This is a genomic window from Sphingomonas phyllosphaerae FA2, assembly GCF_000427645.1.
GTDB lineage: Bacteria > Pseudomonadota > Alphaproteobacteria > Sphingomonadales > Sphingomonadaceae > Sphingomonas > Sphingomonas phyllosphaerae.
On the sequence record NZ_KE386571.1, the window covers coordinates 1,164,370 to 1,185,361 of the forward strand.

Below are 20,992 nucleotides of genomic sequence, written 5' to 3' on the forward strand. Positions count from 1 at the left end.
TCCTACCCGAGAGTAAACGCCGTCCATCCAGGCCCGGTCTTCGGCGCGTGCGCCGCCCTGCCTTACCTTGCTCACCCGATCAACCCGGCGAGATGCCGCCACAGCCCGAAGTTGCCGAGATCGTTGAAGGTGACGAGCAACATCAGCGCCAGCACCGCCACCAATCCGCCGCGATACGCCCATTCCACCGCCTCCGGCGCCACCGGCCGGCGTCGCACCGCCTCGATTGCGTAGAAGAGCAGGTGCCCGCCATCCAGCATCGGCACTGGCAGCAGGTTGATGAACCCCAGATTGATCGAGACGAGCGCGATCAGGAAAACGAAGGCGTCCGGCCCCAGCGTGATCTGCTCGCCCGACACCTTGGCGATCGACAGCGGTCCGCCGAGTTCCTTGACCGAGCGTCGCCCGGAAATGATCTGGCCGATCGTCTCGACCATCATCTCGACGATCTGTCCGGTCCGCTGCACCGCGACGACCGGCGCTTCCAGCAGGCCGACCGGCTCGATCACCGGTGCGGCCGGCGAGATGCCGAGCAGCCCGACGCGGTAGCTGTTGCCGAAGCGGTCGCGTTGCTCCTGCGTGCCGATCACCGCCTCGACGCTCGCCGATGTCGTGCCGCGGACGTAATCGACGCGCACCCGCTCACCCGCGCGGATCTTCACGAAGCGGACCATGTCCTCGAACGTCTCGACCGGGCGGCCACCGAGCGCGGTGACGCGGTCGCCGGCTTGCAAGCCGGCAGCCGCCGCAGCGGTGCCGGGGATCGCCTGCCCCACCACGCTCGGCGTCCGCGCGTCGCCATAAGCGATCGCGAAGCCGGCAAGGATCAGGATCGCGAGGACGAAGTTCACGAACGGTCCGGCGGCGACGATGATCGCACGCTGCCACACCGGCTTGGCCTGGAACGTCTGCGCGCGCTCGGCGGGCGGCAGCGCCAGCCATTCGCCGGTCGGCTGGCTGGCCGGGTTCATGTCGCCTGCAAACTTCACGTATCCGCCCAGCGGCAGCCACGCCAGCTTCCAGCGCGTTCCCCGCTTGTCGGTCCAGCCCGCAACCTCGCGCCCGAAGCCGATCGAGAAGGCGTCCGCCTTTACCCCGAACAGCCGCCCGGCGAGATAATGACCCATTTCGTGGATGAAGACGAGCGGACCGATCACCAGAAAGAAGGCGAGCACGGTCAGCAACAGTCCGGGTGTCTGGATCAAGCCACGCAATCCTTCACACGCTCGCCCGCCAATCGCCGCGCTTCCGCGTCGACGTGGAGCACCGCGTCGAGCGTTTCCGGCGCGGCCGGGTCGTAGCGCTGCAGGGTATCGTCGACGATTGCGGCGATTTCAAGAAAGCCGATTGCCCCTTTCAGAAACGCCGCCACGGCGATCTCGTTCGCCGCGTTCAGGATCGCAGGACGCGCACCGCCAACATCTACTGCAGCCCGCGCGAGCGCCAGCGAACGAAAGCGCGTTTCGTCAGGTGCTTCGAAGTCGAGCCTGCCGATCTTGACGAGGTCGAGTGGCGCCATCGGCGTTGCCATCCGCTCGGGCCAGGCAAGGCAATGCGCAATCGGCACGCGCATGTCGCTCGGCCCCAATTGCGCGAGCATCGAGCCGTCGACATAGTCGACGAGGCTGTGGATCACCGACTGGCGGTGAATGACGATCTCGATCCGGTCGGCGTCGATCGGGAACAGCGCCGCCGCCTCGATCAGCTCCAGCCCCTTGTTCATCATCGTCGCGCTATCGACCGAGATCTTCGCGCCCATCGACCAATTGGGGTGCGCGACCGCCTGTGCCGGCGTGACCGCGCCCATATCCTCAAGTGACCAGTCGCGGAACGGCCCGCCGCTGGCAGTCAGGATGATCCGCCGCACGCGGTCGACCTGCGCAAGATCGAGGCATTGGAAGATCGCATTATGCTCGCTGTCGGCCGGGAGCAGCGTGGCGCCATGCCGCGCCGCGGCGGCGGTGATGATCGCCCCCGCCGACACCAGCGGCTCCTTGTTGGCGAGCACCACCGTCCCGCCCTGCTCGATCGCCGCCAGCGTCGGCCGCAGCCCCGCGCATCCGACGATCGCGCCCATCGTCCAGTTTGCACCATTGGCCGCCGCATCGCACACCGCCTGCGCGCCGCCGGCCGTCGCAATACCTGTACCCGTCAGTGCGCCACGCAGTCTTGGGAGGCACGATTCATCAGCCACCACCGCCATTTCGGCATTGGTGCGGATCGCAGCCGCCGCCAGTCGCTCCACGTCGCAATTCGCGGTTAAGGCCCGGACGCGAAACGCCTCGGGCGCGCGCTCGACGAGGTCGAGCGTCGAGGTGCCGACCGAGCCGGTGGCGCCCAGAATATTGACGGTCTTCATGCCGTCAGGCTCGGCAGGATCAACACCAAAGCCGCGGCGACCGGCGCGACCGGCACCAGCCCGTCGAGGCGATCCAGGACGCCGCCATGCCCGGGCAGAATGTTGCCCGAATCCTTGACCCCCGCACGTCGCTTCAGCCAGCTCTCGTAAAGGTCGCCGATCTGCGCCAGCACCGCCAGCACCGGCGAACACAGCGCCAGCGCGAGCGGCAATCCCGCGGTCGCATGAAGTACCAGCCCCAGCGCACCCGCCGCGATCGTGCCGCCGATCAGCCCGGCCCAGGTCTTGTTCGGCGACAGCCGCGGCGCCAGCTTCGGGCCACCGATCGAGCGCCCCGCGAAGAACGCACCGATGTCGCACGCCCAGACCAACGCCATCGCCCAGAAGGCGTAGAGCAGGCCGTGCTCGTCATGCCGCCGCAACACCACCAACGCCAACACCGGCACTCCGCAATACACAACGCCGACCGCCAGTTGCGGCAGCTTGGTGACGATCACCACGAAGAACGCCGCACCTCCGATCAGGCCAAGCGTGAAGAAGTCATGTGGCTCGATGATCAGCCATGCCGGCGCCATAGTCGCCAGCGGGACACTCAGTGCCATCTGCGCCAGCCGCTTCGTCCTCGCATCGACATGATGGAGGTTCGACCATTCGGCCATCATGAACAGCGCGATCACCACCGCCAGCAGCCAGAAGGCGATATCGCCCAGCACCAGCGCCACCGATGCAACCACGATCATCCCGACACTGGCGATCATCCGCAGTCGCAGGTTCGACGGCGTCCGCAATTTGGCGTCGGGGGTCGGCGGGAGCGGAGCGTCGTCGCTCATGAAAACGAGGTCACAGCCCGCCGTAGCGACGCTGGCGTCGGCCGAACGCCTCGACCGCCGCAGCCAACGCCTCGGCATCGAAGTCGGGCCAAAGCGTGTCGACGAACAGCAATTCGGCGTAAGCGGCCTGCCAAAGAAGGAAATTCGACAACCGCTGCTCGCCCGAGGTGCGAATCAACAGGTCGAGCGGCGGCAGATCGTGCGTCTCAAGCTCGGCGTCGATCGCTTCGGCATCGATCGCCATCGGATCGAGCGCTCCCGCCGCCGCCCGTGCCGCCAGCGACTGCGCCGCCGCAACCAATTCCGCCTGCGCACCGTAGTTCAGCGCGATGGCGAGGATCGGACCGCGATTGTCGACGGTACGCGCCAGCGCATCGTCGATCAGCGCGACGACATCCTCCGGGAAGCGGCGATAGTCGCCCAGCACGCGCAGCCGCACATCCTCACGCACCAGCTCGGCGAGATCGTTGCGGATGAACAGCTTGAGGAGTTTCATCAGCCCGCCGATCTCTTCGGCCGGCCGACGCCAGTTCTCCGAGGAGAAGGCGTAGAGCGTCAGCGCCTCGATCCCCATCGCGCGCGCCGCACGCGTCACCGACCGCACCGCCTCGACGCCCGCCCGGTGCCCCATCGCCCGCGGCAGCCGTCGGGCCGCGGCCCAGCGGCCGTTGCCGTCCATGATGATCGCCACATGACGCGGCAGGACGGCCGGCGCGGCCTGCGGGATCGCCGCGGTCGCCATCACATCCGTCCCCGAAGCGCGCGCGCCGTCACTTGTTGAGGATTTCCTTTTCCTTCGCCGCCGATACGGCGTCGATCTCGGTAATCGTCGTGTCGGTCAGCTTCTGGACCTCGGTTTCCAGACGCTTGCGGTCGTCTTCCGAGATGACGTTCTTCTTCTCGTCGGTCTTCAGCGCGTCCATGCCGTCGCGACGCACGTTGCGCACCGCGATCTTGGCCTTCTCCGAATATTGACCGGCCAGCTTCGCCAGTTCTTTGCGGCGCTCTTCGGTCAGATCGGGGATCGGCAGCCGCAGCGTCTGGCCGTCGTTGATCGGGTTGAGGCCCAACCCGGCCGAGCGGATCGCCTTCTCGACGGGACCGACGTTGGTCTTGTCCCATACCTGGACCGACAGCATGCGCGGCTCTGGCACCGAGACGGTTGCGACCTGGTTGAGCGGCATATGCGCGCCATAGACCTCGACGGTCACCGGATCGAGCAGCGACGTCGAGGCGCGGCCGGTCCGCAATCCGCTGAGGTCACCCTTCAGCGCTTCGATCGCACCGTTCATGCGCCGCTCGAGATCGGCCTTGTCATACGCGGGCATCGATAGTCTCCATCTTCTTCTGCACGACCGTCGATACGCCCTTGCCGTCCAGCACGGCGGCGAAATTGCCGTGCTCGCGGATGTTGAACACGACGATCGGAATGTCCGAATCACGGCACAGCGCCACGGCGCTGGCATCCATTACCTTCAGGTTCTTTGCCAGAACCATGTCGTAACTGACTGTGTCATAACGCTTCGCATCGGGCACCTTTTTCGGGTCGGCATCATAGACGCCGTCGACCGACGTGCCCTTGAACAAGGCGTCGCAGTTCATCTCGGCCGCGCGCAATGCCGCGCCGCTGTCCGTGGTGAAGAACGGCGAGCCGACGCCGGCGGCGAAGATCACGACGCGGCCCTTTTCCAGATGACGCTCGGCGCGGCGACGGATGAACGGCTCGCATACCGAATGCATCGGGATCGCCGACTGGACGCGCGTGTCGACGCCGATCGTCTCCAGCGCGTTCTGCACCGCCAGCGCGTTCATGACCGTCGCCAGCATCCCCATATAATCGGCGGTGGCACGCTCCATGCCGTTCGCCGCGCCGGAGATGCCGCGGAAGATGTTCCCGCCGCCCACGACGACGCACAGCTCGTAGCCCTGCGCACGCACATCGGCGATTTCCTCAGCAACGCGTGCGGTCACCGCGGTGTCGATCGCCAGCCCCCCCTGCCCCATCAGGACCTCGCCCGACAGCTTGAGCAGGATGCGTTTGTAGCGAGGCTCGGTCACAGGATTTCCGTCGTTGTGGGAGGGCGAAGCGGCGCGGACCCTAAGCGGCGGGTACGCGGCTGGCAATGGGTTGACACGATCACGAAGCTCGTCCCGCGACGCACAAACGCAAACCGCCGCCCCGGTGTCGACCGGAGCGGCGGCACGAATTCCGCGCGGCGTCGCAGGAAACCCGCGACGCGGTCGGCGGATCAGCCCTGCGGCACGCCCGAAGCGGCGGCGACCTCGGCGGCGAAGTCGGACACTTCCTTCTCGATGCCCTCACCAAGCTGGAAGCGGACATAGTCCTTCAGCACGATCTCGGCACCGGCGTCCTTGCCGGCCTTGGCGACCACGTCGCTGATCTTGGTCTTGCCGTCCATGACGAACAGCTGGCTGACCAGCGCGTGCTCCTTGCGATACTTGGCAATCGAGCCCTCGACCATCTTGGCGATGATGTCGGCCGGCTTGCCCGATTCGGACGCCTTCTCGGTCGCGATCGCGCGCTCGCGCTCGATCTCGGCCTCATCGAGGTCGTTCTCGTTCAGCGCCTTCGGGAACGCGGCCGCGATGTGCATCGCCAGCTGCTTGCCCAGACCCTGCAGCACGTCGTCGGCGGCGGTGCTCTCCAGCGCGACCAGCACGCCGATCTTGCCGAGGCCCGGCGCCTGCTGGTTGTGGACATAGGCCACGACCGCGCCATTCTCGACGCTCAGCTGACGCGCGCGGCGGATCGACTGGTTCTCACCGATCGTCGCGATGTTGTTGGTCAGCACCTCCTCGACGGTGGTGCCCGACGGCATCTTCTCCGCCTTGATCGCATCGACGTCACCGCCGGTGGCGAGCGCGATCTGCGTCACGTCGCGGACGAAATTCTGGAACTGCTCGTTCTTGGCGACGAAGTCGGTTTCCGAGTTCACCTCGACCACCGCACCCTTGGTGCCGGCGACGGCGACGCCGACCAGACCCTCGGCGGCGGTGCGGCTCGACTTCTTCTGCGCCGCGGCCAAGCCCTTGGTGCGCAGCCAGTCCAGCGCCGCGTCGGTGTCGCCACCGGTCTCGTTCAGCGCCTTCTTGCAGTCCATCATGCCCGCGCCGCTCTTCTCGCGCAGGTCCTTGACCATCGCTGCCGTGATATCGGCCATTTGACTGTCCTCGATTGTGATGGAGTCGACGCGCGGCGACATTTCCATCGCCACGCGTCGATCGGGAAATAGTGGAGGCGCCGGTTACGACGCCTCCATGACATTCGCTTTACGCGGCGGCGGTTTCGCCCTCGGCCGCTGCGGGTTCCGCGGCCGGCTCTGCGGCCAGCGCCTCTTCCGCCGGCGGTTCGCTCATCGCGCCCAGATCGACGCCACGGCTCGCCTGCTGCTGCTGGTTGCCGCGGGTCGAAGCGATCGCGATCGCTTCGCAGTACAGGCGGATGGCGCGCGCCGCGTCGTCGTTCGCCGGCACCGGGAAGGCGATGCCGTCCGGCGACACGTTCGAATCGAGGATCGCGACGACCGGGATGCCGAGCGTGTTGGCTTCCTTGATCGCCAGCTCTTCCTTGTTGGCGTCGATCACGAACATCACGTCCGGGATGCCGCCCATGTCGCGGATGCCGCCCAGCGACAGCTCGAGCTTGTCGCGCTCGCGGGTCAGCTGCAGCACTTCCTTCTTGGTGAGGCCGGCGGTGTTGCCCGACAGCTGCTCCTCAAGGCTCTTCAGGCGCTTGATCGAGTTCGAGATCGTCTTCCAGTTGGTGAGCATCCCGCCCAGCCAGCGGTGGTTGACGAAATGCTGGCCCGAGCGACGCGCCGCCTCGGCGACCGGCTCCTGCGCCTGGCGCTTGGTACCGACGAACAGCACCTTGCCACCCGACGCTACCGACTGGCTGACGAAGTCGAGCGCGCGCGCGAACAGCGGCACGGTCTGCGACAGGTCGATGATGTGGACGCCGTTGCGCTCGCCGAAAATGTAGGGCTTCATCTTCGGGTTCCAGCGGTGGGTCTGGTGGCCAAAGTGCGCGCCGGTTTCGATGAGCTGCTGCATGGAGACGACAGGAGCCGCCATGATGTGTTTCCTTCCGGTTGAGCCTCTGGGGAGCGAGTGACGCGACCTGAAAGGTCAGCGCACCGGTTGATGATGCTCCCCATGCGGGGTTGAGGCGCGCGCCTTAGCCGAAGCGGTTGCGCGATGCAACCGGCGATCGGGTGTTGACACCTGCGAACATAGATGGAACAAGGTGTGGGAACAGAGCGGGAACCTTGTTCCTAAACGTCCGCTCTGACATTGATTTAGGAACCACGGCGCTGTGCAGGAATTTACAGCACCATGGTTCGCACGATGTGCGAGGAGGCGAGCATGGCGACCTTGATGGCGGTAATGGTGTTCGGTGGAGCGGCGGGTCTCGCGCTCTATGCGCTGGCGGTGACGGTGCTCCCGCAAGCCGCGCGGATCGCGGCAGTGCTGCGCGGGCAGTCGGGCAGCGCGCGGTTCGAACCGCTCTCGACGTTGGTCCGCGCCGAGCGGCGGATCGCGGTCAGGCGTTGGGCGGCAGGATCGACGATGACCCGGGTGACGTTGCGCTCGCGCGAAGCCGCTTGACGCGCGCGTAGCTGGCGACGCTGAACGGCAGCGCGAGCAGATAGGCGATGCCGGCCGCGGCGGCGGTCTGCCACGGCGCACTGACGGCCGCGGCGCCGACCGCCACCACGATCGCGATCGCCTCAAAACGGATATTGGGGCGCAGCTTCAGCGATCCGGTCGAGAAGGTGGCGAGGCTCGACACCATCAACAGTGCGACCATCACCGTCCACGGGGCGACCAGCCGTGGGTCGCGCAGGATCGGTGCCTCGGTGACGAACCACAGGAACAGAGGCAACAGCGCCAGCGCGGCGCCGGCCGGTGCCGGCACGCCGGTCAGGAACCCCGCCGATTTGTGTGGCTGGTCGTCGGCGTCGATGTTCGCGTTGAACCGCGCGAGGCGCAGCGCGCAGAACACCGCGAGGACTAATGCCGCCATCCAGCCGAACCGTGGCAGCGCATGCAGCGACCAGAGATACAGGATCAACGCGGGCGAGACGCCAAACGAGATCGCGTCGGAAAGCGAGTCGAGTTCGGCACCGAACCGACTCTCACCGTGCAGCATGCGCGCGACGCGGCCGTCAAGGCCATCGAGCACGCCCGCGATCAGCACCATCACGACCGCCATTTCCCATTGCGCCGAAATGGCGAACCGGATGCCCGACAGTCCCGAGCACAGTGCCAGTGCCGTCACCGCGTTGGGCGCGACCGCGCGCAGTGGCAGGCCACCGGGGGGGCGACGAAGCGGGCGGCGGATCGGCGGGCGCATCCGCTTACTGCGACTTGCCGGTGATGCGTGGCACGCCCAGGCGTCCCAGCACCGTCTCGCCCGCCACCGCGCGCTGCCCCAGCGCGACCTGCGGTTCGAACCCTTCCGGCAGATACACGTCGACGCGGCTACCGAAGCGGATCAGCCCGACGCGCTGGCCAGCCGCGACGATGTCGCCGATCTTGGCAAAGCCGACGATGCGGCGCGCCACCAGTCCGGCGATCTGCGTGAACCCGACCCGGCGGCCATCGAAGCCCTCGACCACAAAATGCTGGCGCTCGTTCTCTTCCGACGCCTTGTCGAGATCAGCATTGAGGAACTTGCCCGAGATATAGACGACCTGCCGGATCGTTCCCGCGATCGGCGAGCGATTGATGTGCACGTCAAACACCGACATGAACACCGACACGCGCACCATCGGCGCCTCGCCGAGATCGCCGATCAGCTCACGCGGTACCGGGACGCGCTCGATCATCGTGATCAGGCCGTCGGCGGGTGAGACGATCAGGTCGTCGCCGATCGGCGTGGTGCGCACCGGATCGCGGAAGAACGCCGCCACCCACAGCGTCAGCCCCAGGAAGGGCCAGAAGAACACCTTGGACACGATCGTCATCAACAAGGTGATGCCGAACGCGATGGCGGTGAATTTCTGCCCCTCCGGGTGAACGGCGGGGAAGCGCCACTTGACGGTGGTCGTGACGACCGGCGGCTTGTCGAGCGAAGTCATCGCTTCGTCCTATCTACGTAAGCGCGTGGTGACAACGCCGTAGGTTGATCCCTGCCCCCCTTCCCCCTATCGCCGCACCAAACCACCCACTCGAAGGACAAGCGAGCATGGCGAAGATCAAGGTAAAGACGCCCGTCGTGGAGATCGACGGCGACGAAATGACGCGGATCATCTGGGAATGGATTCGCGAGCGCCTGATCAAGCCGTACCTCGATATCGATCTCGATTATTACGATCTCGGCGTCCAGGAGCGCGACCGCACCGACGACCAGGTGACGATCGACAGCGCCAAGGCGATCCAGAAGTACGGCGTCGGCGTGAAGTGCGCGACGATCACCCCCGACGAGCAGCGCGTGGAGGAGTTCGGCCTCAAGAAGATGTGGCGCTCGCCCAACGGCACGATCCGCAACATCCTGGGCGGAGTCGTCTTCCGCGAGCCGATCGTGATGAAGAACGTCCCTCGCCTGATCCCCGGCTGGACCCACCCGATCGTCGTCGGCCGTCACGCGTTCGGCGACCAGTATAAGGCCACCGACTTCAAGGTGCCCGGCAAGGGCAAGCTGACCATGAAGTGGGAAGGCGAAAACGGCGACACGATCGAGCACGAGGTGTTCGACTTCCCGTCGTCGGGCGTCGCGATGGGCATGTACAATCTCGACGAGTCGATCCGCGATTTCGCGCGCGCCTCGCTCAACTACGGGCTGGGCCGCAACTGGCCGGTGTACCTGTCGACCAAGAACACGATCCTCAAGGCGTATGACGGTCGCTTCAAGGACATCTTCGCCGAAGTGTTCGAGAGCGAATTCGCCGACCAGTTCAAGGCCGCGGGCATCGTCTATGAGCACCGCCTGATCGACGACATGGTCGCCTCGGCGCTCAAGTGGAACGGCGAGTTCGTCTGGGCCTGCAAGAATTATGATGGCGACGTTCAGTCGGATCAGGTCGCGCAGGGCTTCGGTTCGCTGGGCCTCATGACCTCGGTGCTGATGACTCCGGACGGCAAGACGATCGAGGCCGAGGCGGCGCACGGCACCGTCACGCGCCACTATCGCCAGCATCAGCAGGGCAAGGCGACCTCGACCAACCCGATCGCGTCGATCTTCGCCTGGACCGGCGGGCTTAAGTACCGCGGCAAGTTCGACGGCACGCCCGACGTGACGCGCTTCGCCGAGACGCTCGAGCAGGTCTGCGTTGAGACGGTCGAGAGCGGCGACATGACCAAGGATCTTGCGATCCTGATCGGCCCGGACCAGCGCTGGATGACCACCGAGCAGTTCTTCGAGGCGGTCCGCGTCAACCTCGAGAAGAAGATGGCCAACTGGGCCTGATTTCACGGTCGGGTGGTGGAGCGACGGTCCGCCGCCCAACCTCGTCCGTCATTGCGAGCGTAGCGAAGCAATCCAGAGTCGGCCCGGGACGCCCTGGATTGCTTCGCTACGGTCGCAATGACGAGACTTGTACGATGCCCCGCCCTAGGCCGCGCTGACGCCCTCAGCGGCGACGCGCCCTTCTCCACTCAAAACCCCTTGCACGCGCACCCGCTTCTGGACGTGATCCACCGGCACACGCGGCAGTTCCAGCACATAGCGACCGCCGCGGTCGCACTGCAGGACGAATGCGCCGTGCTCGCGCACCAACAATCCGGTTTCGTCGATGGGGGTGCCGATGCTGCTCATATGTCGCACATGGCGACGAGGCGCATGTCGTGCAACGCGCCGAAATGCGGTGGTGGGCCCGGCAGGACTCGAACCCGCAACCTAGCCGTTATGAGCGGCCAGCTCTAACCATTGAGCTACAGGCCCCGACACCGCGCCGCCCCGTAGCGCCGCGGCCCGCCCTCTGGCAAGCGTCTACGTCGCGCCGCCGCTCGCCTGCCCCGCCGCGCCGTCTTCGACGGCGGGCAGCAACAGCGTGAACAGACCCGGTGCGATCACGAATCGCCCCCCCAGCTCAGCGGCGAGATTGCGCACCAGCCGAAGCGCAAAGCCGATCCCCAGCAGCGGCGCACCTTCGTCACGCGACGCATCCTCGTCGTCCAGCGCGAACAGGCTCGCCTCGTCGCGCTCAGCGAAGGCCTCGGGCGGCGTCAACGCCAGCGCCAGCGTCCCTACGCCACCGACGAGGGCGAGCGTCAGCCGCTCGCCCGGCGCCGCAGCGGACAGCGCCACCGACAGCAATCGCGCGATCAATCGCTCCGCATCGTTGGGATCGACCGCCCAGGCGGCATCGCGCACTGCCGGCAACGCCAGTTCGGCACCGCGCAAGGCAGCGAGCGGCGCGAGATCGTCCCCGATCCGCTGCAACAGCGCCGATGCCGGTGCCACGCCATCGCCACGTTCCAGGGCATGGCCATCGATCCGGGCGGCCAGATCGAGATCCTCGATCGCGCCGATCAGATCACCGACACGGCGGCGGATGTCGCTCGCACGCTCCCGATAGGCGGGCGCCACCGGGCCCAGCAATTGCTGCTCGATCAGCTCCGAAAATCCCGCGATGGCGTTCGTTGGGGTGCGCAGTTCGTGCACCAGCCGTCGCAATCCCTCCGCGCCCGCGGCGCGATCACGCTCCAGCCCACGTTCGGCGCGCTCGTCGGCGCGTGGACGGCGCGCTTGACCGCGCATGCCGGTGAACGCCCCCGTCGCGTGATCGAACATCGGCACCCCCGCGATCCGCCATTCGCCCGCGATCGCCGATTCGCCCGGCACGCGCAGCCGCGCGCCCGAGAACGGCGCGCGCTTGCGGAAGGCGCCCGAGGCGACGCCGTCGACCGCTGCGCCCGCCCAGACCCCGGCGCGATGGTCGAGCGTCAACCCGATCACCGCGCCGCGGGGTGCCGCGTCCAGCCAGCGGATCACGCCGGCTGCATCGGTTTCGAACTGAAAGCCGGCAAGGGGCCGCAACGGGTCACCACCCGTGCGCTGATGTGCCGAGATCCGCTGCACCAGATCGCCCACATCGAAGCCACCGGTCGTGGCCACGGGCGGTGGCGACGCCACGGGCGTATACGCCAGCCGGTAATCGGCGCCGCCGAAACTCTCCAGCGCGCGCTCGACCGACGGCGGCAGGTCGCGGCGCTGCCGCAGAACGTTGCGCCCGACCGGTCCCAGCCGCGGCAACAACGCCTCCCACGCCGGGGGATCAAGCCGTACCGCGCGAAGCGTAGCCGCCGCTACCTCGGGCGTATCGGTCGCGAACATTTCGATCAGGGCCAGCGGTGCATCGACCAGCGCCAGCGATCGCGCGCACGCCACCCGGACTGCCTCCGGCACACGGTCGCGCAATTGCCGCAGTCGCGCCAGCAGCGGGGCGTCCGCCAGTGCGCGGCCCCGGCCGATCAGGTCGACGAGCTGCCGGTACGCTGCGCGCGCGCCCAGTGCCGATCGTGCCTCGGCGGCCAGGACGGTCTTCAGGCTGTCGTTGAAGCGCACGGAAACGATCGACCTCTTGTTACTGCTCGCGGATGATCCTGCCGCCGTACCTAGAGACGCGGCCGGTTCGGGGCTATCGCTGAGAATCGCTCCGCATCCCGTATTGAAGCAGCTTTGAACAATTGCGTTTCAGCGCAACAATCCTATAGCCGGATGTAAGGATGCTATCGCGAAGATGCGCGGGCAAATTAAGTGAGATAGTGATGACCCTGGACCGGATCGACCGCGAAATCCTGGCGCTGCTGCAGGAGGACGGGCGGATGACCAATGTCGAACTCGCCGAGCGCGTCGGTCTTACCGCGCCCCCGTGCCTGCGGCGTGTCCGCGCGCTCGAACAGGCCGGTGTGATTCGCGGCTATCACGCCGAATGCGACGCCACCAAATTGGGCTTCCCGATCACGGTGTTCGCGATGGTCAGCCTGCGAAGCCAGGCTGAGGCCGATCTCGCCGCCTTCGAGGCGCATGTCGCTGCGATCCCCGAAGTGCGCGAGTGTCACATGCTCAATGGCGAGATCGACTTCATCCTGAAGATCGTCGCGCAGGATCTGGAGAGCTTCCAGCGCATCCTGACCACCAAGCTTACCTCGGCTCCGAACGTCACCAGCGTGAAATCGTCGCTGACGATCCGCACCTTCAAGGCGCAGGCGGGCGTACCGATCAGCTGACAAACGAAAAAGGGGCGACCCGCAGGACGCCCCCCTTCCACGCGTCCGTGATCCGGGCGGCTTATGCGACCGGCGGATGATCGAGGAAGTCGATCCACCATGTCGCGATGTCGGCGCGCGGGCTGCCCGTCACCGCCTGGAACGCGGTCTTCGCGCCGGCCTTGTCGCCAGAGTTGGTGAGTGCGATGCCGAGGCGCGTGTTCACCGCATTGGCGTCCACGCCGCCCTTCTGAAGCGCCGCGCGGTACAGCGTGATCGCCTTGGCGTACTCGCCGGTGCCAAGATACGCGTCGGCGGTGCTCGCGGCCAGCTTGCCGTCCGCTGCCTTCATCGCGCGCGCCTCGACTGCGGCCATCGAGCCCTCGTTCGAGATCGACTTGTTCGCCGCCGCCAGCAGGCTGCCGGCATCCGGGCTGTTCGCCGGGATCTTGCCCGCCGCCTTACCCTCGGTCAGCACCGCCTTCGATTCCCACGGCAGGCCCTGATCGAAGGTCCACTGCGCGTAGATCTCGTAATCATACTGATCGGCCAGCGCCTTGCCGGCACGCAGCAGACGATACAAGTCGACCTTCTGGCCCTTGTCCAGCGTCACCATCGACTGCGGCTGGATACCCCACACCACCAGCATGTCGCGCCAGTTCTTGGCGGTCGGATAGGCGGTCAGATAACGGCGCATCCACGCGCGCGTCTCGGCGGCATTCTTCGCCTGGTTGTTGCGCGCGATCGCATAGCGGAAGATGTCCTCCGACGGCTTCTGCCCCGCGGCCATCTGCTCGTCGACCATCTTGGCCAGCGCCGCCGAACCCCCGGCGATGTCGCCCGAATCCATCTTCAGCTTGACGAGCTGCAGCGGCAGGTTCGGGTCGTTGTAGCCGAGCTGCTGCGCCTGCTCGAAGAAGCGCATCGCGCCCGCCGCATCCTTGGCATTCGCCTGGATCACGCCGCGCTGATAGGTGTACTTCGCCTTGTCGGCCTGCGCCGTGCGCGGGCTGGCGATCAGCGCATCGAGCGGTGCGACGAGGTTGGCGTTGTTCGGACCACCCGGCTGGATCACCTCGAGGTTGAGGCGCAGCGCGGCGGCGATATACTTCTCGTCGTCGGTCTTGGCAGCGGCCTCGACGGCGGCGACCAGCGGCGCTGCGGTCGCGACATCCTTGGCGGCAAGCGCGGTCTGCGCCTGCGCGGCGGGTCCGCGAACCTCGTTGCTGAGCTTGAGCTGATCGCCCTTCTGCTCTTCCTTCTTCTTCTGTGCCACCGCCGGCTGCGACAGTGCGACCGTCGCACCACCAGCCAGAAGCACAGCCATCACGGCGTTCGAAAGGGTCTTCATCGACACGTCTCTCCAGAATTCGCGGGCGTAACGCTCGGTCGCTGCTCTAGTGCCCAGCGCGCGCGTGTACAAGGAATGTACCGTAGCAATGCGTTGCCGCCGCTGAACCGCGATTGAACGCGCGTAACGGCGCGGGTACGGCGCGGGCATGATCGCCGTTCTCTCCCCGGCCAAGACGCTGGACCTCGACACGCCACCCCCGTTCCCGGCCACACCCGCGCGTTTCGCGGCGGAGGCGGCGACACTCGCGAAGGCCGCCTCGCACCTCACGCAAAAGCGGCTGTCCGAGCTGATGAAGATCTCGCCTGCGCTCGCCAAGCTCAATGCCGATCGCTTCCGCGATTTCGACGCTGCCGAGGAACGCCCCGCGCTCTACACCTTCGCCGGCGACGTCTATACCGGGCTGGAGGCGGCGACCCTCGACGAGCCCGCCGTACACTTCGCGCAGGACCATCTGCGCTTGCTGTCAGGCCTCTACGGCCTCCTCCGCCCGCTCGACGGGATGCGCCCCTACCGGCTTGAGATGGGCACCCGCTGGGCCCCGCGCCGCGACAAGCTGACCGACTGGTGGGGTCCGCGCATCGCCGACGCGCTCGCCGCCGATGTGGCGGCAGAGGGCTCGGGCACGGTCCTCAACCTCGCCAGCAACGAATATTGGGAGGCGGTCGCGGGCAAGCTCCCCGCTGCGATCCGCGTCGTCGCGGTCGACTTCCGCGAAGCGGACGATCGCTTCATCAGCTTCCACGCCAAGAAAGCGCGCGGGATGATGGCACGCTATCTTGTCGAACATCATGTCACCGATCTCGATGGCATGAAGGCGTTTGACACCGCCGATTACCGCTTCGATTCCGATGCCAGCGACGATGCGCGCTGGACCTTCCGGCGGGCGGCATGACGCGCGCGGTCGTGATCGGTGCTGGTGGCGGGATTGGCGCGGCGCTTGCCGACGCACTGGCGGAGGAGGACAACGATGTCGTCCGCCTCACCCGCGCCGAGCTGGACCTGACCGACGAGCCGACCATCGCCGCTGCTGCGGCGCGCGTAGGCAAGGCCGATCTGGTCGTCGTGGCCACCGGGCTGCTCCACGATGCCGAGCACGGCCCGGAAAAGGCGCTGCGCGATCTCGACCCGGCGTGGCTGGCGCAGCAATATGCCGTGAACGCGATCGGCCCGGCGCTGATCGCGAAGCATTTCCTCCCACTTCTGCCCCGTACCGGACGGTCGATGTTCGCGGCGCTTTCGGCGCGGGTCGGCAGCATTTCCGACAACCGGCTCGGCGGCTGGTACGGCTATCGCGCCAGCAAGGCCGCGCTAAACCAGCTGATCCGTACGCTGGCGATCGAGGACAAGCGCCGCAACGACCGCGGGATCGTCGTCGCGCTTCACCCCGGCACCGTCGACACCCGGCTGTCAAAGCCGTTCCAGCAGAGCGGACGCGACCTGTTCCAGCCTGATCGCGCCGCGGTGCAACTGCTCGATGTGCTCGACGCGCTGAAGCCGACCGACAGCGGCAAGCTGTTCGCGTGGGACGGCGCCGAAATCGCGCCATAACGTCATTGCGGGCGTAGCGAAGCAATCCAGAGCGTCCTGATCCGACACTGGATTGCTCCGCTACGCCCGCAATGACGGGCGGTGATGGCGGGTGCTTTCCGCCGAAGCGAGCCGGACGGTCGCCCATCCCGGTCGCCCCCGGGCGTGACTTTGCCCCGCGTGCGGCCTAGACACGCGCCTGAAACGAATCCGTAAAAAGAAAGTACCTCAAGTTGGCCGACGACACCGTCCTCGCCGATCCTTCCGCTATCGCCCCCATCTCCATCGTCGAGGAGATGAAGACCAGCTACCTCGACTATGCGATGAGCGTCATCGTGGCGCGGGCGCTGCCCGACGTGCGCGACGGGCTGAAGCCGGTTCATCGCCGTATCCTGTTCTCGGCGAACGAAAGCGGGTTCCTCTACAACCGCCCGTATCGCAAATCGGCGCGCATCGTCGGCGACGTGATCGGTAAATATCACCCGCACGGCGACAGCTCGATCTACGAAGCCTTGGTTCGCATGACGCAGGACTGGTCGATGCGGTTGCCGCTGATCGACGGTCAGGGCAATTTCGGCTCGATGGACCCCGATCCCGCCGCCGCGATGCGCTATACCGAAGCGCGGCTGGCGAAGTCCGCCAATTACCTGATGGACGATCTCGACAAGGACACGGTCGACTTCCAACCCAATTACGACGGGTCCGAGCGCGAGCCGCAGGTGCTGCCCGCGCGCTTCCCGAACCTGCTGGTCAACGGTGCCGGCGGCATCGCGGTCGGCATGGCGACCAATATCCCGCCGCACAATCTCGGCGAAGTCGTCGACGCTTGCCTTGCCTATATCGACAATGGCGCGATCACCACCGAGGAGCTGATGGAGATCGTCCCCGGCCCGGACTTCCCGACCGGTGCGATCATCCTTGGCCGTGCCGGCGCGCGCTCGGCCTATGAAACCGGGCGCGGCTCGGTGATCGTGCGCAGCCGTCACAAGATCGAGACCGGGCGCGGCGACCGCACCTCGATCGTGCTGACCGAGATCCCGTTCCAGCAGGGCAAGAACGCACTCGTCGAGAAGATCGCCGAGGCCGCCAAGGACAAGCGTATCGAGGGCGTCAGCGACATTCGCGACGAATCGAACCGCGAAGGCGTCCGCATCGTCATCGATCTCAAGCGCGATGCGACGCCCGAGGTGGTGCTCAACCAGCTGTGGCGGCATACGCCCGCGCAGGGCTCGTTCCCCGCGAACATGCTCGCGATCCGCGGCGGCCGCCCCGAGCTGCTCAACCTGCGCGACATTATCAGCGCGTTCGTGCAGTTCCGCGAACAGGTCATCACGCGTCGCGCCAAGTTCGAGCTGAACAAGGCCCGCGAGCGCGCGCACATCTTGCTCGGCCTCGTCATCGCCGTCACCAACCTCGACGAAGTCGTGCGGATCATCCGCGGGTCGTCGAGCCCGGCCGAGGCGCGCGCCAAATTGCTCGCGCGCGAATGGCCGATAGCCGAAATCGCGCCGTATCTGCGGCTGGTCGAGGCGCTGGAGACCGATGTCGCGGGCGATACCTATCGCTTGTCCGAAGTACAGGTCCGCGCGATCCTCGACCTGCGCCTGCACCGCCTCACCGCTTTGGGGCGCGACGAGATCGGCGACGAGCTGAAGACGCTCGCCGATTCGATCGCCGAATTGCTCGCGATCCTGTCCGATCGCGTGAAGCTCTACGCGGTGATGCGCGATGAATTCCGCGAGGTGCGCGAGCTGTTCGCGACCCCGCGCCGCACCGAGATCGCCGCCGCTGCTGACGGGATCGACGACGAGGATTTGATCGAGCGCGAGGACATGGTGGTGACCGTCACCATGGCGGGCTACATAAAGCGCACCCCGCTGGACGCCTTCCGCGCGCAGGCGCGCGGCGGCAAGGGCCGCGCTGGCATGGCGACCAAGGACGAGGATGTCGTCACCAAGCTATTCGTCACTTCGACGCACACGCCGGTGCTGTTCTTCTCCACGCTCGGCCGCGTGTACCGCATGAAGGTCTGGCGTCTGCCCGAAGGCGGGCCCGCGACGCGCGGTCGCCCGATGATCAACCTGCTGCCGCTCGAACAGGGCGAGACGATCTCGACCGTGCTGCCGTTGCCCGAGGACGAGGCGGAATGGGGCAAGCTCCACGTCATGTTCGCGACCGCCAAGGGCTCGGTGCGCCGCAACTCGATGGACGCGTTCACCAACGTGCCGTCGAACGGCAAGATCGCGATGAAGTTCGAGGGCGATGACGCCGACGACCGGCTGATCGGCGTGGCGTTGCTCGACGAGGGCGACGACGTGCTGCTCGCCACTCGCGCCGGCAAGGCGATCCGCTTCGCCGCCGACGAGGTTCGCGAGTTCCAGAGCCGCAACTCGACCGGCGTGCGCGGCATCACGCTCAAGGGTGACGATCAGGTCATCTCGCTGTCGGTCCTGCATCGTGTCGAGGCCGATGGCGAACTGCGCGAGGCATACCTTCGCAACGCGCCGTGGAAGGAGCGCGAAGGCGAGCTGTCGATGGACCAGCACGATTTCGAGCGGCTCCGCGCCGTCGAGCAGTTCATCCTGACGGTCTGCGCCAACGGCTATGGTAAGATCAGCTCGGCCTATGAATATCGCCGCACCGGCCGCGGTGGGCAGGGCATCACCAACATCGACAATATCGCGCGCAACGGACCGGTCGTCGCCAGCTTCCCCTCGACCAAGGCCGAGCAGCTGATGCTGGTCACCGATCAGGCGAAGATGATCCGGATGCCGCTCGGCTCGCTGCGCGTCATCGGCCGTGGCTCGGCGGGCGTGCGTTTGTTCAACGTGGCGAAGGACGAACATGTCGTCTCCGCCGCGCGGATCGACGAGGAGCCGGAGCCCGAGGATGCCGCCGAGGCGCTGGTCGCCGAGGAACTGTCTGGCGATCAGCCGGTTGCTCCGGTGGACGATGCGACGATCGGCGACGATGAAGCCGCCGGCCAGGAGGATGGTGAATGACCGACATGCCGCTGACCGCCTATAAGGTCCTGACCGCCGAGCAGATGGCGGCGCTGGAGCAGGACGGGCGGTTCGGCGGCGCGCCGGTCGATGTGGCCGATGGCTACATCCATTTGTCGACCGCCGAGCAGCTTGCCAAAACGGTCGACAAGCATTTCGCCGGACAGGACGACCTCCACATCGCCGCGGTCGACCTCGCCGCACACGGCGACAAGGTGAAGTGGGAGGAGTCGCGCGGCGGCCAGCTGTTCCCGCATCTCTACGGTGAAATGCTTCTGAAGACGGTAATCGCCTACGGGCCGCTCGACCGCCACGCCGACGGCACCGTGAAGCTGCCCATCGCCGGCTGAGCCGCGTCGCCCCTGCGCAGGCAGGGGCCCATGTCTGTCGAATGCTCACGAAGCATCGTCACACATCCCGACGCACCTGTGTGAACGTCACGTCAGGACGAAACAGACATAGGCCCCTGCCTGCGCAGGGGCGACTAAACGAACAAATCCACCACCTCACGCCCCGCCGCCACCGCCTGCAACAACAGCGTCCGGTGGCAATGGCAGGGCTCCCGCTCGAAACACAGCAGCGCGCTCGGCACCTCGTCCGCCAGCGCCAGCATCTGCGCCGCCTGCGCCTGCGCTTCCGGCAGCTCCAGCTGCACCTCATACACCGCGGTCAGCGTTGCGACGTCACCCTTCTTGGCCGCATTACGCCCGCGCTTCGGCGTTCCCAGCGCCTTCAGGTGCACATATTCGATCCCCTCCTCGCGCAGCGACGCCGCCAGCGGTGACTTGGAGAAGCCCGGCCGCCGCGACAGCGGCAGCGCGCGGACGTCGATCACTCGCCGCACGCCCGCGGCCCGCAGCGCGGCGATGAATTCGGCCATCGTCGCGCCTTCATAACCGATGGTATAGATCGTCATGCCATGCGAAGTGGTTGCCCACCGCCCGCAAGACAAGCCACCGGCAAACAGCCGCATGGCCGAGGCGGAGCGTTCAACGGCGCCCGAAAGCTCCATCGGCGGCGATCAATCGTGCAGGATCGGCCCGATCGCGTTGATCGTCAGTTGCAGGCTGAGCGCATGTTCCATCACCGGGCGTGCGCCATTCCGTCCGAAGCGAAACTGGTTCAAGTAACCGATGTCCAGCATCGCCTTGCGCGAAACCAGCGGCACGGTGATGCCCAGCATGTTGCGCATCCGCTCGTAGCCCGAGCGTTGGCCCCACCGGGTAGAGTTGGGAAGAAAGAAGCTCTCGTGTGAGGCGAAGAACGCGAGCTTGCGGCTGCGCAGCGGGATGTTAGCGCGGACGAGCGGCCGGATACGTACGCCGACCTCATCGCCGCCCGGATTGAACCGCTCGTCCACGCGAAACCGCGCGACCAAATTCCCGTGCGACAGCACCACCTGCTGACGCAGGCGATTTTCGTGGACGCCCGGCCCGGTGGCGCTGAACAGGCCCACACGGCGGTAGCCGAACCCCCACTCGATCGCCTTGCCGCTTTTCCACCCGAGCAACGCGCCATATTCGGTCTGACTGATCCCGTCGGCGCGATCGCCCCAGCGACCAATCTGTTCGAGCGTCACCCGCACTTCGGGGGTCAACGGCACGTTGAGGTTGACCTGCTCCCAGAATTGCTCGTCCTCGACTTGCGCCGCCGCCGGCGTCGCAATCATCAACGCGCCGGAGAGCAGCGCCGCGCAGCGCAATGTGGACACGGAAAACACCCCCCAAGGCTCCTTTCGGCCGCA

22 protein-coding genes and 1 tRNA gene are annotated in these 20,992 nt (G+C 66.6%); 7 read left to right on the forward strand and 16 right to left on the reverse strand.

Annotation, left to right across the window (positions count from 1 at the left end; genetic code table 11):
* Window positions 1-71: 71 nt before the first annotated feature.
* The 8 genes from SPHPH_RS0105845 to rpsB form a co-directional block, all read right to left on the reverse strand.
* Window positions 72-1,205 (reverse strand): M50 family metallopeptidase, encoded by a 1,134-nt coding sequence (locus tag SPHPH_RS0105845; protein WP_028965844.1) that lies wholly within the window; start codon window positions 1,203-1,205, stop codon window positions 72-74.
* The gene (locus SPHPH_RS0105850; protein WP_028965845.1) at window positions 1,202-2,359 is read right to left on the reverse strand and encodes a 1-deoxy-D-xylulose-5-phosphate reductoisomerase; all 1,158 of its coding nucleotides are present in this window, start codon (window positions 2,357-2,359) and stop codon (window positions 1,202-1,204) included. Before SPHPH_RS0105850 ends, SPHPH_RS0105845 begins: the two co-directional genes overlap by 4 nt.
* On the reverse strand, window positions 2,356-3,189 hold the full coding sequence (locus SPHPH_RS0105855) for a phosphatidate cytidylyltransferase (RefSeq protein WP_037488167.1): 834 nt from the start codon (window positions 3,187-3,189) through the stop codon (window positions 2,356-2,358). The genes SPHPH_RS0105850 and SPHPH_RS0105855 overlap by 4 nt, the downstream gene beginning before the upstream one ends.
* 10 nt (window positions 3,190-3,199) lie before the next feature.
* Window positions 3,200-3,931 carry an isoprenyl transferase gene (locus tag SPHPH_RS0105860; protein WP_037488169.1) on the reverse strand — a complete coding sequence of 244 codons (732 nt, stop codon included), beginning with the start codon at window positions 3,929-3,931 and terminating at the stop codon, window positions 3,200-3,202.
* A 28-nt stretch (window positions 3,932-3,959) separates the two neighbouring features.
* Window positions 3,960-4,517 (reverse strand): ribosome recycling factor, encoded by a 558-nt coding sequence (gene frr, locus SPHPH_RS0105865; RefSeq protein ID WP_028965848.1) that lies wholly within the window; start codon window positions 4,515-4,517, stop codon window positions 3,960-3,962.
* Window positions 4,504-5,247, reverse strand: a complete 744-nt coding sequence (pyrH, locus tag SPHPH_RS0105870) for a UMP kinase (protein WP_028965849.1) — start codon at window positions 5,245-5,247, stop codon at window positions 4,504-4,506. The genes frr and pyrH overlap by 14 nt, the downstream gene beginning before the upstream one ends.
* Window positions 5,248-5,438: 191 nt before the next feature.
* Entirely contained in the window at window positions 5,439-6,371 is a 933-nt protein-coding gene (tsf, locus tag SPHPH_RS0105875) for a translation elongation factor Ts (protein WP_028965850.1), read from the reverse strand.
* A 109-nt stretch (window positions 6,372-6,480) separates the two neighbouring features.
* A complete protein-coding gene (gene rpsB, locus SPHPH_RS0105880; protein ID WP_028965851.1) occupies window positions 6,481-7,284 on the reverse strand; it encodes a 30S ribosomal protein S2 in 804 nt (267 codons plus the stop codon).
* 291 nt (window positions 7,285-7,575) lie between these two features.
* Between rpsB and SPHPH_RS19050 the strand changes: the two genes are divergently transcribed.
* Window positions 7,576-7,818, forward strand: a complete 243-nt coding sequence (locus SPHPH_RS19050; RefSeq protein WP_156025854.1) for a hypothetical protein — start codon at window positions 7,576-7,578, stop codon at window positions 7,816-7,818.
* On the opposite strand, the gene SPHPH_RS0105890 is transcribed toward SPHPH_RS19050, so the two are convergent.
* Both SPHPH_RS0105890 and SPHPH_RS0105895 read right to left on the reverse strand, forming a co-directional pair.
* Window positions 7,754-8,566, reverse strand: coding sequence for a CDP-alcohol phosphatidyltransferase family protein (locus SPHPH_RS0105890; protein WP_028965852.1), 813 nt, complete (start codon window positions 8,564-8,566; stop codon window positions 7,754-7,756). The two genes, SPHPH_RS19050 and SPHPH_RS0105890, sit on opposite strands and share 65 nt — an antisense overlap.
* 4 nt (window positions 8,567-8,570) lie before the next feature.
* Window positions 8,571-9,293, reverse strand: coding sequence for a phosphatidylserine decarboxylase (locus tag SPHPH_RS0105895; protein WP_028965853.1), 723 nt, complete (start codon window positions 9,291-9,293; stop codon window positions 8,571-8,573).
* 107 nt (window positions 9,294-9,400) lie between these two features.
* Here SPHPH_RS0105895 and SPHPH_RS0105900 point away from each other — a divergent pair, with 107 nt between their 5' ends.
* A complete protein-coding gene (locus tag SPHPH_RS0105900; protein WP_028965854.1) occupies window positions 9,401-10,621 on the forward strand; it encodes an NADP-dependent isocitrate dehydrogenase in 1,221 nt (406 codons plus the stop codon).
* A gap of 144 nt (window positions 10,622-10,765) precedes the next feature.
* Here the strand turns inward: SPHPH_RS0105900 and SPHPH_RS0105905 are convergent, their stop codons facing one another.
* The 3 genes from SPHPH_RS0105905 to SPHPH_RS19055 form a co-directional block, all read right to left on the reverse strand.
* Window positions 10,766-10,969, reverse strand: a complete 204-nt coding sequence (locus SPHPH_RS0105905) for a DUF5818 domain-containing protein (RefSeq protein ID WP_028965855.1) — start codon at window positions 10,967-10,969, stop codon at window positions 10,766-10,768.
* Between the two features lie 50 nt (window positions 10,970-11,019).
* Window positions 11,020-11,095 (reverse strand) — tRNA-Ile (locus SPHPH_RS0105910).
* A gap of 48 nt (window positions 11,096-11,143) precedes the next feature.
* Entirely contained in the window at window positions 11,144-12,721 is a 1,578-nt protein-coding gene (locus tag SPHPH_RS19055; RefSeq protein WP_051272868.1) for a sensor histidine kinase, read from the reverse strand.
* 203 nt (window positions 12,722-12,924) lie between these two features.
* Here SPHPH_RS19055 and SPHPH_RS0105920 point away from each other — a divergent pair, with 203 nt between their 5' ends.
* Complete coding sequence (locus tag SPHPH_RS0105920; protein ID WP_028965856.1) at window positions 12,925-13,386, forward strand: Lrp/AsnC family transcriptional regulator; 462 nt, start codon at window positions 12,925-12,927, stop codon at window positions 13,384-13,386.
* 61 nt (window positions 13,387-13,447) lie between these two features.
* Here the strand turns inward: SPHPH_RS0105920 and SPHPH_RS0105925 are convergent, their stop codons facing one another.
* Window positions 13,448-14,692, reverse strand: a complete 1,245-nt coding sequence (locus tag SPHPH_RS0105925) for a hypothetical protein (protein WP_238302928.1) — start codon at window positions 14,690-14,692, stop codon at window positions 13,448-13,450.
* A gap of 172 nt (window positions 14,693-14,864) precedes the next feature.
* On the opposite strand from SPHPH_RS0105925, the gene yaaA reads away from it, so the two are divergent.
* The 4 genes from yaaA to SPHPH_RS0105945 all read left to right on the forward strand — a co-directional run bounded on the left by yaaA (window position 14,865) and on the right by SPHPH_RS0105945 (window position 19,598).
* A complete protein-coding gene (yaaA, locus tag SPHPH_RS0105930; RefSeq protein WP_028965858.1) occupies window positions 14,865-15,611 on the forward strand; it encodes a peroxide stress protein YaaA in 747 nt (248 codons plus the stop codon).
* Window positions 15,608-16,267 (forward strand): SDR family NAD(P)-dependent oxidoreductase, encoded by a 660-nt coding sequence (locus tag SPHPH_RS0105935; RefSeq protein WP_028965859.1) that lies wholly within the window; start codon window positions 15,608-15,610, stop codon window positions 16,265-16,267. Before yaaA ends, SPHPH_RS0105935 begins: the two co-directional genes overlap by 4 nt.
* 212 nt (window positions 16,268-16,479) lie before the next feature.
* A complete protein-coding gene (gene gyrA / locus SPHPH_RS0105940) occupies window positions 16,480-19,248 on the forward strand; it encodes a DNA gyrase subunit A (RefSeq protein WP_028965860.1) in 2,769 nt (922 codons plus the stop codon).
* A complete protein-coding gene (locus SPHPH_RS0105945; RefSeq protein WP_028965861.1) occupies window positions 19,245-19,598 on the forward strand; it encodes a DUF952 domain-containing protein in 354 nt (117 codons plus the stop codon). The genes gyrA and SPHPH_RS0105945 overlap by 4 nt, the downstream gene beginning before the upstream one ends.
* Window positions 19,599-19,732: 134 nt before the next feature.
* On the opposite strand, the gene SPHPH_RS0105950 is transcribed toward SPHPH_RS0105945, so the two are convergent.
* Both SPHPH_RS0105950 and SPHPH_RS0105955 read right to left on the reverse strand, forming a co-directional pair.
* Complete coding sequence (locus SPHPH_RS0105950) at window positions 19,733-20,164, reverse strand: DUF488 domain-containing protein (protein WP_028965862.1); 432 nt, start codon at window positions 20,162-20,164, stop codon at window positions 19,733-19,735.
* Between the two features lie 105 nt (window positions 20,165-20,269).
* Complete coding sequence (locus SPHPH_RS0105955; RefSeq protein ID WP_028965863.1) at window positions 20,270-20,968, reverse strand: DUF2490 domain-containing protein; 699 nt, start codon at window positions 20,966-20,968, stop codon at window positions 20,270-20,272.
* Window positions 20,969-20,992 lie beyond the last annotated feature (24 nt).

Coding starts and splice junctions, on each gene's coding strand:
- SPHPH_RS0105850 (WP_028965845.1), bottom strand. CDS start 2,359: ATGAAGACCGTCAATATTCTGGGCGCCACCGGCTCGGTCGGCACCTCG.
- SPHPH_RS0105855 (WP_037488167.1), bottom strand. CDS start 3,189: ATGAGCGACGACGCTCCGCTCCCGCCGACCCCCGACGCCAAATTGCGG.
- SPHPH_RS0105860 (WP_037488169.1), bottom strand. CDS start 3,931: ATGGCGACCGCGGCGATCCCGCAGGCCGCGCCGGCCGTCCTGCCGCGT.
- frr (WP_028965848.1), bottom strand. CDS start 4,517: ATGCCCGCGTATGACAAGGCCGATCTCGAGCGGCGCATGAACGGTGCG.
- tsf (WP_028965850.1), bottom strand. CDS start 6,371: ATGGCCGATATCACGGCAGCGATGGTCAAGGACCTGCGCGAGAAGAGC.
- rpsB (WP_028965851.1), bottom strand. CDS start 7,284: ATGGCGGCTCCTGTCGTCTCCATGCAGCAGCTCATCGAAACCGGCGCG.
- SPHPH_RS19050 (WP_156025854.1), top strand. CDS start 7,576: ATGGCGACCTTGATGGCGGTAATGGTGTTCGGTGGAGCGGCGGGTCTC.
- SPHPH_RS0105890 (WP_028965852.1), bottom strand. CDS start 8,566: ATGCGCCCGCCGATCCGCCGCCCGCTTCGTCGCCCCCCCGGTGGCCTG.
- SPHPH_RS0105895 (WP_028965853.1), bottom strand. CDS start 9,293: ATGACTTCGCTCGACAAGCCGCCGGTCGTCACGACCACCGTCAAGTGG.
- SPHPH_RS0105900 (WP_028965854.1), top strand. CDS start 9,401: ATGGCGAAGATCAAGGTAAAGACGCCCGTCGTGGAGATCGACGGCGAC.
- SPHPH_RS0105905 (WP_028965855.1), bottom strand. CDS start 10,969: ATGAGCAGCATCGGCACCCCCATCGACGAAACCGGATTGTTGGTGCGC.
- SPHPH_RS0105920 (WP_028965856.1), top strand. CDS start 12,925: ATGACCCTGGACCGGATCGACCGCGAAATCCTGGCGCTGCTGCAGGAG.
- SPHPH_RS0105925 (WP_238302928.1), bottom strand. CDS start 14,692: ATGGCTGTGCTTCTGGCTGGTGGTGCGACGGTCGCACTGTCGCAGCCG.
- yaaA (WP_028965858.1), top strand. CDS start 14,865: ATGATCGCCGTTCTCTCCCCGGCCAAGACGCTGGACCTCGACACGCCA.
- SPHPH_RS0105935 (WP_028965859.1), top strand. CDS start 15,608: ATGACGCGCGCGGTCGTGATCGGTGCTGGTGGCGGGATTGGCGCGGCG.
- SPHPH_RS0105945 (WP_028965861.1), top strand. CDS start 19,245: ATGACCGACATGCCGCTGACCGCCTATAAGGTCCTGACCGCCGAGCAG.
- SPHPH_RS0105950 (WP_028965862.1), bottom strand. CDS start 20,164: ATGACGATCTATACCATCGGTTATGAAGGCGCGACGATGGCCGAATTC.